Raw genomic sequence first — 12,733 nt, forward strand, 5'->3', positions numbered from 1 at the left:
TCAGCACCGGTCCGTTAAGGCAGACGAGTGAAGTGAAGGCACCGCGTAGCGGCGCGAGGACCGCCAGCCCCGGTGCGACCCCAGACGGCGTTATCGTCAGTCGCTTAACTGACGAGTAATTTGCCATAATTGGCGGCCCGACAAGCAAGGATACGGATTTCTGGGGTGTGCATTTATGCGCACTAGCAGAAAGCCAGTCAGTTAATCCCCCAACTTCCGCCCACCTTGTGAGATTTTCTCACACCTCATCTATCTCAAATTTACATCTTGAAACACAGCCCACTAAAAGATAATAATTATCACTCTAATATCGAATCTTATTCTCACAATTGCGGTGGTGATTTTACATGTGCTGCCATTTTGCCTGCTTTCAGTTAAAGGATTTCTGATGTCGCTTTTTACCCTCAATCGTGGCCGCGTGCTGTGTGCGCTGGCTTTAGCCCTGCCTGGAGCCACCTTCGCTGAAGAGTCCATCGTGGTAACGGCACAACCGCAAGAGAGCGCCAACTCACCGACACAAGGTTATCTCGCCACACGCAGTAGCGGCAGCAGCAAAACCGATCAGCCCTTAATCACCACGCCACAGTCGATTTCAGTGGTAACGCGACAGCAAATGGAAGACCAGGGTGCCCAGGATCTTAACCAGGCGCTCAACTACACCCCTGGCGTGTTTACCAACTTCGGTGGTGCGGCAACGCGTTACGACACTATCGCTTTACGCGGCTTCCACGGCGGCGATGTGGATAACACCTTCCTTGATGGCCTGCGCATCATGAGCGATGGCGGCAGCTTTAATATCCTGCAGGTCGATAACTGGTTCCTGGACCGCGTGGACGTGATTAAAGGCCCCTCCTCCGCGCTGTACGGCCAGACTGTACCGGGTGGATTGGTAAATCTGGTCAGCAAGCGCCCGCAGTTTGCCGAGGAGGGTCACTTCCGCCTGTCGACTGGCACCAATGCCACCAACAGCGCCGCGATTGATTACACCAACGCCATCAACGATCAGTGGGCATTTCGTCTGACCGGCATCACGCGCAACAGTGATACCCAATATGACCATACCCGCGAAGAAAAATACGCCATTTCACCGCAGCTGATGTGGCAGCCGAGTGAAGACACCAACCTGGTGCTGCGCGCCTATCTGCAAAAAGATCCTTCCGGTGGGTATCACGGTTCCGTACCTGCTGAAGGGACGCTTTATAGCCACAATGGCCGTAAACTGAGTGACAGCTTCTATGAAGGCGACAGTGCGCTGGATCAGTTCAAACGTAATGAACAGATCTACAGCTACGACTTCTCACACCGCTTTAATGAAGTGTGGTCGTTCTACTCCACCGCCAGCTATAGCCACTCGAATGTCGATCTCGATCAGGTGTATCAGATTGGTTGGGATGCCACCAACCCCGATTTGCTGACGCGTTACTATTCTGGCGAACGATCATCACTCAGCGCCTGGGCCAACGACAACCGCCTGCAGGCCGATTTTTCCACCGGTGCAGTGCAGCACCGTGTGATTTTAGGTGCGGAGTACCACCGATATAAGAACGATCTCAGCAACGCCAGCGGCTACGCCAGCTCACTGAATCCATGGACGGGCGAAGCTGTTGGCACCATGCCGGATTACAGCTGGACAGAATCGACCCGCCGCTACTATCAAACCGGGATTTATCTGCAGGATGAGTTACAGCTGGATCGCTGGCATTTGGATCTCTCTGGCCGCTATGATCGCATCGTGTCGAATAATGGCACCAGTCGCCGCCAGGATGACCATATCAGCGGTCGTGCTGCACTGCTGTACGCCTTCGACAGTGGCATCTCGCCTTATGTCAGCTGGAGTCAGGCGATCACTCCCGCCTCACTCACTGACCCGGATGGCAATCAGCTGAAACCCACCACCTCGGAACAGTATGAGGCCGGTGTGAAATACCAGCCGGTTGGCACGCGCGATATGTATTCGATTGCGCTGTATGACCTGACGCAGAATGATGTCGCCAACCGCAACGTCATCGACAGTACCTTCACCCCTTCTGGCAAAGTGCATTCGCAGGGTATCGAGCTGGAAGCGCGTAATCAGCTCACGCCACGCCTGAGTACTATCGCGGGTTACACGCTCAATCACCTGCGCTTCAAAGACTCGGTAGATGGCAACGAAGGTCATACTCCGTATGTCACCCCCAATAGCATGGCATCCTTCTGGGGACATTATCAGTTCGATTACGGCTTGAGTGCCGGTGCCGGTGTGCGTTACATCGGTAAGCAGTGGGCGGATAATGAAAACACCACCCGTTTGCCGTCAGTGACGCTGTTTGATGCCTCGGTGCGTGCCGATCTGGGTGCATGGAATTCGCAGCTGAAAGGGGCGTGGTTGCAGGTGAATGCCAATAACATGACCGATAAAAAGTATCTTACCGCCTGTTATGGCACCGGCTACTGTTATCGCGGTGCAGAGCGCACGGTGATGGCAACCGTGGGTTATGATTTTTGATGAGTCGGGAGGCCTTAAGGGCTCCCGCGCATAAAAAAACCGCACCCCATGAGGTGCGGTTTTCTTTAAATCAACGCGTGTTATCAGGCACGCACTTTGCGGTAAATCCACAACACCACGATGGCACCAATTACCGCCACCACGAAGCTGCCAAAGTTGAAACCGTCAACTTTACCGAAGCCAAACAGGGTACTGATCCAGCCGCCGACGACCGCACCGACGATACCCAACACCACTGTGATGATAAATCCGCCGCCATCTTTACCCGGCATGATCCACTTAGCGATAATCCCGGCAATCAAACCAAAAATAATCCATGAAAGAATACCCATTTACTGCTCCTTACGTTATGAATCAAGGTGTTCACTGCGATTAGTATAGCCTGGAATTTTCATTGTGCCGGGTGAGCGCAACGGTAAAATAATCGTTAGCACGCTAAAGCTTTTTTGGGCCAGGCCGATAACAAATCGGTAGCATTGGCACTCGTGATAATAACAATCGGATAAGTGGAGCAGGACGTGAAAGAAGCCGATAAAGAACAATACCTCAAACGAGGCACGCTGGCAGTATTGAACGTAATGAAGGACTTGCTACGTTACCAGACCCCGCTGATGGTGAGTTTTGCGCGCGGACAGTTTATTAGCCGCTTACTGGCTGCCGACGAAGACCAGGTGATCTTCGATCTTGGCAGCAATGCGCTGGATAATGATTTAGCCTTACAGGGTGGCGAATTAAATATCGCCGCCGAAACCCAGGGAGCCAAAGTGGAATTTGGCCTGGCGGGATTACAACGTGTCGAGTTCGAAGGCTTACCTGCTTTCTCCGCGCCACTACCGGAACTGGTTTGGCAAATTCAACGCCGTGAGTTCTTCCGCGTAAATGCCCCAATGGAACCGGTGTTTTATTGCCACAGTGAATGGCCGGATGGCAGCAAAGTGCGCTTCCGTTTGCAGGATCTGTCGCTGGGTGGCGCAGGTGTGCTGCTGGATGAAGCACTGCCAGAAGGCTTGAATCGCGGCGACACCTTTAAAAAACTACGCGTGGAACTGGGTGAATATGGCCATTTCGAGGTCACCGCGCAGCTGCTGCACATCGGTGAACGCAGCACCATCACTAGCAAAAATGAAACCCGCACCACACCCCGTTTGAGCTTCCGCTTTACTACCATTGAACCGGTGCAGGAGCGTCAGTTACAACAGGTTATCTTTGCGCTGGAGCGTCTGGCACGGGATAAGGCTAATCGTTTTCAGTGATGGGCACAGGTCGCTTAAGTGGCGTCATGCTTGCCAGTTAAGCGCCTTTCGGTCGCCATAAATGGCAACCCTACGACGATCGGGCGAGGTTTTCGTAGGGTGCACATTGATGCGGAATTGGGGGGCCTCGGAGTTTCAATGAGGCTGATAACGGCATCGCGCCACCGCATCCAGCCAACCGCGATAAGTTTCCTGCATCATGACCGCCCGTTCTGTTCGCGGTTCAATCACCGAACCTCCTTGCAATGCCTGCATTTCACTGCCCTGCTGCCACCAGCCTAACAAACGCCCGGCCAGTAAGGCTGCCCCCAGCGCTGAGACTTCGGCTGTGGGAACACGTTTCAGCGGACGCTGTAACACATCGGCCTGCAACTGCATCAGCCAACCGTTCTCGGTGGCGGTGCCGTCGACACACAGCGCCGGGAGCTGCACACCGCTGGCCTGCTCCATGGCGAAAAACACATCGGCAATCTGGAACGTGATGGATTCGAGCGCCACCCGCGCCAGCACTTCGGGCGTGGCGGCATCGGTCAGTCCACACACCATGCCACGCGCCTTTAAATCCCACCAGGGTGCGCCCAAGCCAGACAGCGCTGGCACAAAATAGATCCCCTGATTGTGCTCGCTGCGCTGTGCCATTGCCGTCAGCTCACGCGGATCGCTGATACCGAGCATACGCCCCAGCCACGCCGCCCCTGAACCGGTGTGAGTAATATTGCCCTCAAACGCATAGCGCAAGGTGCCATCATGCCATGCCACCGTGGTACTCAGGCCGTTTTCCGTCAGCAGTGGCGTGGCCATCGACATCATTAACGACGAACCCGTGCCGTAGGTGGCCTTCACCACTTCTTCACCGGCACTGCGCTGTGCCTGCAAAGCAGCGTGAGAATCGCCAATTCGCGACAAAATCGGCGTGCCGGGTTTCAGACCCGCAATATCATTAACCGTCACCACACCCTGCGCACTCGCGGAAGGCACAATCTGCGGCAGTGCCGCCCGTGGGATATGGAACAGCGCGAGCAGTTCATCATCCCAATCGCCGCTGTGCAGGTTATAAAGTTGGGTGCGCGCGGCGTTGGCATGGTCGGTGACAAAGGATTCACCACCGCTTAATTGCCAGCTCAACCAGCTGTCTACCGTGCCGATACACAGTTCACCGGCTTGTGCACGCGCCAGGCCATCGGGCAATGTCGCCAACATGCCGGTAAGTTTTCCTGCCGGGAACATCGGGTCGACCGCTAACCCGGTTAGACCGGTAATGCGCGGTGCTTTGCCCGCGACGCGCAGATCGCGGCAAAACGCTTCGGAGCGGCGATCTTGCCAACTCACCAGCGGTGTCAGCGGCTGCCCATCCGCACGCTGCCAAATCAGCACCGATTCGCGCTGGTTGCTGATGGCTACAGCCGCCACCTCCGCCCCGGCACACTGAGCCAGACAACTTTCAATCGCCTGTTTTACGGCATGCCAGATGGCTCGCGGATCTTGCTCCGCCAGACCCGGCTGCGGGTGCGCCAGCGTTAACGGCTGGCTGCCACGTGCCACTACCTGACCTGCACCATTCACCGCAATCGCTTTGGCGTTGGTGGTACCTTCATCAATTGCCAGTATTAACGGTCCCGCCATGTTTATGCTCCTGCCACCATGCCCACTGCGCTTTTCACTACGCTGGCGGCATCAATTCCGTGATGCGCCCGCGTCGAGGCGCGATCGCCCGCTATCGCATACTGCCCATCCGGGATGCCCAAACGCTGCAACGGAATACCACAGCCGCCTTCCGCCAGCACTTCGGCCACCAGGCTACCGACACCGCCGTTAACGTTATGCTCTTCTACGGTTATCACCGCGGAGTAATGATTTAGCAGCTCTCGCAGCCGTTGGGTATCACAAGGGCGAATCGATGGAATGGCGATCACACCTGCGTTGATGCCCTGCTCTTTAAGCTGCTCTGCAGCCTCAACAACCTCGTGTACCGTCGAACCCATCGCCACCAGCGCAATCTCTTTGCCTTCGCGCAGAACATCAATTTGTCCTGGACGGAACTGGTAGTTTTCATCGTGCAGTTGCGGCAGGTCTTTACCATCCAGACGGATATAGACCGGCCCAACGTGTGCCAGGGCGTATTCGATGATTTGCCGGCACTCTAGCGGACAGGACGGTGCATAAATTTCGATATTGCCAAAGCCGCGCATCACCGCAATGTCATCAATACTGTGGTGGGTGCTGGCCAGCGGACCATAACTGGCACCGGCATTCAGGCCAAACAGTTTGACGTTGGTGTTGTTGTAGCAAACATCGACCTTGACCTGCTCATTCGCACGGGAAATCAGGAAGGGTGCGGCGTTGCAGGTCACCGCCACTTTGCCACCAATCGCCAGGCCTGCCGCCGTGCCGACCAGGGTTTGCTCAGCGATGCCGACGTTGATCAGTCGATCGGGGAATGCCTTGATAAAAGGCGCAATTTTGGCGGTTGAGGTGGAATCTGCCACCACCGGGACTAAATCGACACCCCGATTCACCGCATCGATAAAGGCTTCCACCATCACCGTCGCCAGATGTTTTGCATTACTCATCTTTCAATTCCTCCAGTGCCAATGCGATCTCTTCCCCTTTAGGTACACGGTGATGCCACTCCGGCTTGCCTTGAATAAAGGAGATGCCAAAGCCCTTCTCGGTATGCGCCACAATCACCTGCGGCTTGCCATTGCGTGGCAGGCTCTCTATGGTTTCCACCACCGATGCCATATCGTTACCGTTGCATTCGGTGACCTCTAACCCAAAGGCACGCCATTTATCCGGTAGCGGATCGGTATTCATGATGTCGCGCGTATGGCCCGCCAGTTGCAGCTTGTTCTTGTCGTTGATGATCACCAGGTTATCGAGGCCGTAATGCGCTGCCACCAGTGCGGCTTCCCAGTTACTGCCCTCCGCCAACTCCCCGTCGCCCGTCACCACAAAAATACGGCGATTGCTGTTGTCCTTCTTCGCCGCCAGCGCAATGCCCACCGCAACCGGTAAGCCATGCCCGAGCGCGCCGGTGTTTAACTCCACGCCTGGCGTTTTCTGCCGTACCGGATGGCCAGGCAGATGTGAGTCAGAGTGCTGATACGTCGGCAGCCACTCGGTTGGGAAATAGCCCGCCTCAGCCAGCACGCAGTAATAGCCGCCCACCGCATGACCTTTCGACTGGATATAGATGTCGCGCTGCGGATCGTTAGTGCGATCCGGCGCGCAGTTGAGAATGCGGAAATAGAGTGCGGTGAGGATCTCTACCTGAGAGAGATCTGCCCCGGTGTGGCCGCCTGCCGGGCTACCCGCATTAAGCTGGATAATACGGCGGCGCACGGCACGCGCTTTCGCGGCCAGATCGGCTACTGAGTATTTGAAAGGATTCATAGACACCTCTGAATTTTCAAGCGTTATTGAATATATATTCAATCTGGATAAAAAAAGAGGGAGCAAGCAAGCGTGGCTCGCTCCCAACCGATTAACCTTTGGTATCAGCCTCCTCGATCAGCGCCTTTTGCGCCACCACGGCGGCCTTCTGCTGCATACGGCTCTGCATTTGGTCGATGATCACCGCCACAATGATCACGATGCCCTTGATTACCATCTGCCAGAATTCACTGACGCCCATCATGATCAACCCGTCGGCAAGGAACCCGATGACAAATGCCCCCACCAGCGTACCTAAGATGGTGCCGCGACCGCCTGCGAGTGAAGTGCCTCCCAGCACCACCGCAGCGATGGCGTTCATTTCAAACGAGCTGCCGTTAGCCGGATGGCTGGCCACCAGTTGTGAAGAGACCACGATGCCGGCAATGGCAGCGCAGAAACCGGAGATGGTGTAGACCCAGATTTTCACCGACTTCACTTTGACGCCCGAAAGTTCAGCCGCCCGCTCGTTGTCACCAATCGCATACACCTGGCGACCAAAAGGCAAACGCCGTGCGACATAAGCAATCACCAGCGCCAGCACCACCATCATCCAGATGGCCCACGGCAGGCCGAGAAAATAGCCCGCGCCAATTTTGTCAAAGCCGGTATTGCCAAGTAACGGATTGCCCTGCAAGCCCGGGAAAGTCTCGCCGCCAGAGGTCAGCATCGCCGCACCACGCAGGATGTACATGGTGCCCAGCGTGCAGATAAACGGTGCCACGTTGTATTTGGTGATAATCCAACCGTTGACCGCCCCAATCAGCCCACCAATCACTAACACCAGCGGCACAATCACCCAGACACTGGGGAAAATGGCGATGCCAAACATCGGCAGGACAATCCCTTTGGTGATCAGCCAACCGGCAATCATGCCGCACAGCCCGAGCGTCGCTCCTATCGAAAGATCAATCCCGGCAGTGATGATGACAAAAGTGATACCCAGTGCCAGAAAGGCATTGATGGCGATGTGTTTCACCATGATCACCATGCTGCCCACCGCGAGGAAATCCGGCACCGTGATGGCAAAGAAGCCGACAATCAGAAACAGCGCGATAAAGGTACGCAGTTTGAGCAGCAGCAGAATCAAGCCTTCGCGTGAGTTAAAGGCTTTACCTGGTGTCGCGAGCGCCATTGCGCCTTGATTTTTCATGTTCAGAATCCTTGTGCGCTTGCTTTCACCAGCGCCGCTTCTTCCGCTTCTGCTCGCGGGAGATCGGCGGTTAATTTGCCGCCAGACATCACCAGGATGCGATCGGCGACAGCCATAATTTCTTTCAGATCGGAAGTGGAAAACACCACCGCAATGCCCTGCTCTGATAACCGCACCATCATGCGGAACACCTCGGCTTTGGCCCCCACGTCAATGCCGCGACTGGGTTCATCCAACAGCAGCAAACGCGGATTGGTGAGCAAAGAGCGACCAATCACCACCTTCTGCTGGTTGCCGCCGCTCAAGGCGCTGATGGCGACATCAGGCGAGGAGATTTTAATCGCCAGATTGCCAACCGTACTGGTGACGGCCTCGCGCTCTGCCTGTTCAGAGATCACTGTACGGTGAGATAAACGCCGCCACAGGCTGGCGATGGTGAGATTGCTGGCCACTGACGACACCGGAAAAATGCCCGCCCGCTTGCGGTCTTCTGGCACCAGACTCATGCCCATGCGGATGCGTTCGGCGGTAGGCAGGCGCGTCGGCAAGGGTTTGCTATCCAGCCACAGTTTGCCGAGATAGTTGCGCTGGCTGCCGAGCAGGCACTCAAATAATTCGGTACGCCCGGCACCCATCAAGCCATAAATGCCGACGATCTCCCCTGCACGCACGTTGAAGCTGACATCGTCCACCAGCGTATTGCCATTGGGACTGACGCAGGTGATGTGCTCAGCCTCCAGCACCGCGGCACCAAACTGGCGGTTCGGCGGCAGGAAATTACTGACCGGTTCGCTGCCGAGCATCTCGCGCACGATCCACGGCACATCAATATCGCTGACCTTGGCCTCCGCCTGAAAACGGCCATCACGTAGGATGGTAATCACATCGCCAATTGCCATCAGCTCTTCCAGCCGATGTGAGATATAGATGATGGAGACACCCTGATGCGTCAGTTCGCGGATCACCCGGAACAGGATTTCGACTTCGGTTTTGCTCAACGCAGAGGTCGGTTCGTCGAGGATGAGAATGTCGGCGTTTTCCGCCAGCGCTTTGGCAATTTCGACCAACTGCTGCTGGCCGACTTTCAGGTTGCCCACCGTCTCATCCGGCGAAATCGGTTGGTCGAGACGTTGCAGTAAGGCGGCGGTACGACGCTTCTGTTCTGCCTCATTGATCGGGCTGATACCGCGCTGGATCTCGCGCCCCAGAAAAATATTCTCCGCCACGCTGAGGTTTTCAAACAGGTTAAGTTCCTGATGCACCATACCGATGCCGTGGCGGGCCGCATCACGCGTGCTGCTGAACGTGACTTTCTGCCCATTAAGGAACATCTCTCCGCTGGTGGGTTGCTGTACCCCCGCCAGGATTTTCATCAGCGTCGATTTTCCCGCGCCGTTTTCACCGATAATGACGTTCACTTTGCCGCGCCATACGCGGTAATCCACCCGATCCAGTGCCAGCGTGCCGGGGAATAGCATCGACATCTGGTTCGCCTGCAAGATGATTTCATCGCTCATCATGGATTCCCCTGCTGCAACTGAATCGCTACCACGTCATCCACCTGGTTCGGTTTCATGCTGACCGCCAGCAGCGCCTGCACGGGCTTGCCCACCCAGCTGGCATCTACCGCAGGTAACTGCTGCACGGCATGGCGGTTCAGCGCTTTGGTCAGCTGCGCATACTGCACCTGATTGGTAAACTCTTCGAAGCGGAATCCGGCCGCATCACGAATCGCATTGCTGCGCAGCACCGGGCCAATCAGCACCTGAACCGGCTTGCCGTTGATGGTCATGGTTAAACTGCGCTCACGATCGTTACTGTTATCAAAGGCCGTCACGGTTCCAGCCGCACGCACAAACACACTTTCACTGGTACCGGCTTTCACGGTATGGCTTTTGGTTTCCATGTCCGCCCAGCTCAGCGCCTGTTTTTCTGCCGGTTGCTGCACCCGGCTGGCCCAACTGGATTCGGCAATTTGCTGCGGGGTTTGATCGCTGTAGCCCGGTTTGGCGTTGGGATCTTTCGGCATGATGGGATTGCCATTAGCATCGAGATCCACCACGGTGCAGGCGGTTAACACCAGCGTCATCAGCGCAACCACCAGCCCGCCAGCTGTTTTTCCCTTCATGCCGACCTCCGTCTTATTTCGCCAGGTTGAAGTTTTTCAGCTTTGAGGCGTTGCTGTCGTCAATCAGCACGCAGTCCATCAGCTGCTTCTCTTCTTTCTGCGCTTTGCCGTTTTTCAGGTAGTAATCCACCTGCTCAACCGCCATTTGCGCCTGGGCCCAACCTGGCTGCAGCACCGTGGCTTTGATGTTGCCTTTGTTGATGATGGAATCACGGGTGTAATCGCTGCCGTCGAAGCCCACCACGATGACGTTGGTTTTACCGGCCGCTTTCAGCGCGGCTTCAGCACCAAGCGCCATGGTGTCGTTGCCAGAAATCACGCCGACGATATCGGGGTTTTTCTGCAGAATGGTTTCCATACGGCTGAAGGCTTCGGTCTGGCTCCAGTTGGCACTCTGCTGAGCCACCATTTTCATGTCTGGATAATCATCCAGCACGTCGTGATAGCCCTGAGAACGCACGCCCGCATTGGTATCGGACTCTTTCCCCAGTAACTCAACGTAGGTGCCTTTGCCGTTTAACAGCTTGGCGAACTTCTCTGCGCCGAGCTGTGCACCCTGATAGTTGTTGGAGACGATCTGCGCCACGGCGACGCCGGTTTTGTTGATCTCACGGTCAATCAGGAAGGTCGGGATACCCGCGTCTTTAGCTTTCTGTACCGGACCCACGGTGGCGTCAGCGCCGGCATTATCCAGAATGATCGCTTTGGCTTTACGCGCAATCGCGGTTTCGATCAGTTGGTTCTGCTTATTCACGTCATCATCGTGTGAAGCCACCAGCGTGGCGTAACCGAGCGCTTTGGCTTTTTCCTGCGCGCCATCCGCTTCGGCTTTAAAGAAGGGGTTGTCGTGTGAGGGAGTGATGATGGCGATCAAGCCTTTATCTGCAGCCAGTGTCGCCGCCGATGCCAACATCAGTGAAGCCAGTAGGGTAACTTTCAGGACAGATGCTTTCATTGATTTTTCTCCGCTTGAATATATATTCAATTGCGATTTTATATGCATAATGACTATGCGCTGGCTTATCGAGCACGTCCATCACCCGATCCTGAAAAAGCGAAAACGATCACAAAATGTTCTGCGTTGTTATTTATGACGGGCTGATTAACAATACCAGGCAGCTTAAGAGAGAGAAAAAACCATGGCAAAACAGGACGAACAGCGGCTGATGGTGAAAATCGCCACGCTTTATTATGTAGAAGGCATGAAGCAGTCCGACATTGCGCACTTGCTGAAGCTGTCGCAATCCTTTGTCTCACGCATCCTGAACCGCAGCGTGAAAGAAGGCGTGGTGAAGATCAGCGTGGTGCCGCCCGCTAATGTGTTTCCCGAACTGGAGAAAGCCATTGAGCAGCAGTATCAGCTGCCGCAGGTGATCGTGGTGGATGTGCCGGATCAGGCTTCGGCGTTGCAAATCAAGCAATCCATCGGCTCGGCCGCCGCGCACTATCTGGAAACCCGTGTGCGCGCGGATGAGTTGATTGGTATTTCGTCATGGAGCGGCACGATTCGCGCGATGGTTGATGCCCTGCATCCACTGAGTGCGCCCTGCAAAGGCGTGATTCAGTTATTGGGCGGTGTGGGTGCAAACGGCAACGTACAGGCCACGATTCTGACGCAGAATCTGGCTGCGCTGCTGGATTGCCCGGCGTGGTTGCTGCCTTCGCAGTCAATTGAGCATTCAGTACAGGATCGTCAACGTCTATCGGTGAACCCCGACGTGGCGGTGGTGCTGGAGAAATTTGATCAGGTGGACTTAGCGATTGTCGGCATTGGCGATCTGGAGCCATCTGCGTTGCTGCGTAATTCTGGCAACTATTACGATCAAGAGATGTTACGCACGCTAGCGGAACGCGGTGCCGTGGGCGACATCTGCCTGCATTATTTTGATGCGGATGGAAAACCGGTATTGAGCGCTGAGGAAGATCCGGTCATCGGCATGGAGCTGGCGCAGGTGAAACAGTGTTCTCAGGTGGTAGCGCTGGCAGGAGGCAAAGAGAAAGCGCAAGCCATTCGCGGCGCCTTGCGTGGCGGCTATGTGAAGGTGCTGATTGTGGATTACCCCACGGCGCGGTTGTTGGTGGATTGATTGGGCCAGATGGGTAGCCATGAATGGCGTCATGGTCTCACGCAATGTGCCCTTTTTAACAACACGCACCGAAGCTGATGAGCTGGCTGGGGCCGCACCGGGGCAGGCATTCCGCAGCGCTGAGCTGAGCGAGTATGCCAGGAGAGCCCGCAGGACGCGGGCGAAAGGTGGCGCTGGAACATGGATGTTCCATCG

At 55.7% G+C, this 12,733-nt stretch carries 11 protein-coding genes; 3 read left to right on the forward strand and 8 right to left on the reverse strand.

The features are described from left to right. Nucleotides 1-388: 388 nt before the first annotated feature. Entirely contained in the window at nt 389-2,485 is a 2,097-nt protein-coding gene (locus PSSD_RS23620) for a TonB-dependent siderophore receptor (protein ID WP_058973911.1), read from the forward strand. Nucleotides 2,486-2,568: 83 nt separating this feature from the next. Here the strand turns inward: PSSD_RS23620 and PSSD_RS23625 are convergent, their stop codons facing one another. Then, nucleotides 2,569-2,817 carry a GlsB/YeaQ/YmgE family stress response membrane protein gene (locus PSSD_RS23625; RefSeq protein ID WP_039330600.1) on the reverse strand — a complete coding sequence of 83 codons (249 nt, stop codon included), beginning with the start codon at nt 2,815-2,817 and terminating at the stop codon, nt 2,569-2,571. Nucleotides 2,818-3,003: 186 nt separating this feature from the next. Here PSSD_RS23625 and PSSD_RS23630 point away from each other — a divergent pair, with 186 nt between their 5' ends. After that, complete coding sequence (locus PSSD_RS23630; protein WP_039330601.1) at nt 3,004-3,738, forward strand: flagellar brake protein; 735 nt, start codon at nt 3,004-3,006, stop codon at nt 3,736-3,738. A 135-nt stretch (nt 3,739-3,873) separates the two neighbouring features. On the opposite strand, the gene PSSD_RS23635 is transcribed toward PSSD_RS23630, so the two are convergent. The 7 genes from PSSD_RS23635 to PSSD_RS23665 all read right to left on the reverse strand — a co-directional run bounded on the left by PSSD_RS23635 (nt 3,874) and on the right by PSSD_RS23665 (nt 11,406). Then, nucleotides 3,874-5,361 carry an FGGY family carbohydrate kinase gene (locus PSSD_RS23635; RefSeq protein WP_039330602.1) on the reverse strand — a complete coding sequence of 496 codons (1,488 nt, stop codon included), beginning with the start codon at nt 5,359-5,361 and terminating at the stop codon, nt 3,874-3,876. 2 nt (nt 5,362-5,363) lie between these two features. After that, nucleotides 5,364-6,308, reverse strand: a complete 945-nt coding sequence (locus tag PSSD_RS23640) for a transketolase family protein (protein WP_058973912.1) — start codon at nt 6,306-6,308, stop codon at nt 5,364-5,366. After that, nucleotides 6,301-7,131, reverse strand: coding sequence for a transketolase (locus PSSD_RS23645; RefSeq protein WP_039330604.1), 831 nt, complete (start codon nt 7,129-7,131; stop codon nt 6,301-6,303). Before PSSD_RS23645 ends, PSSD_RS23640 begins: the two co-directional genes overlap by 8 nt. 91 nt (nt 7,132-7,222) lie before the next feature. Next, the gene (locus PSSD_RS23650; protein ID WP_058973913.1) at nt 7,223-8,323 is read right to left on the reverse strand and encodes an ABC transporter permease; all 1,101 of its coding nucleotides are present in this window, start codon (nt 8,321-8,323) and stop codon (nt 7,223-7,225) included. 2 nt (nt 8,324-8,325) lie between these two features. Next, nucleotides 8,326-9,840 (reverse strand): sugar ABC transporter ATP-binding protein, encoded by a 1,515-nt coding sequence (locus PSSD_RS23655; protein WP_058973916.1) that lies wholly within the window; start codon nt 9,838-9,840, stop codon nt 8,326-8,328. Further along, nucleotides 9,840-10,451: a DUF2291 family protein gene (locus PSSD_RS23660; protein WP_058973914.1), complete on the reverse strand. Its 612-nt coding sequence runs from the start codon at nt 10,449-10,451 to the stop codon at nt 9,840-9,842. The genes PSSD_RS23655 and PSSD_RS23660 overlap by 1 nt, the downstream gene beginning before the upstream one ends. A 13-nt stretch (nt 10,452-10,464) precedes the next feature. Beyond that, a complete protein-coding gene (locus PSSD_RS23665) occupies nt 10,465-11,406 on the reverse strand; it encodes a D-ribose ABC transporter substrate-binding protein (RefSeq protein WP_058973915.1) in 942 nt (313 codons plus the stop codon). A 184-nt stretch (nt 11,407-11,590) separates the two neighbouring features. On the opposite strand from PSSD_RS23665, the gene PSSD_RS23670 reads away from it, so the two are divergent. Beyond that, nucleotides 11,591-12,538, forward strand: coding sequence for a sugar-binding transcriptional regulator (locus PSSD_RS23670; protein ID WP_039330607.1), 948 nt, complete (start codon nt 11,591-11,593; stop codon nt 12,536-12,538). Nucleotides 12,539-12,733: the final 195 nt, after the last annotated feature.

It is taken from the genome of Type-D symbiont of Plautia stali, assembly GCF_001485335.1.
GTDB classification, from domain to species: domain Bacteria; phylum Pseudomonadota; class Gammaproteobacteria; order Enterobacterales; family Enterobacteriaceae; genus Pantoea; species Pantoea vagans_C.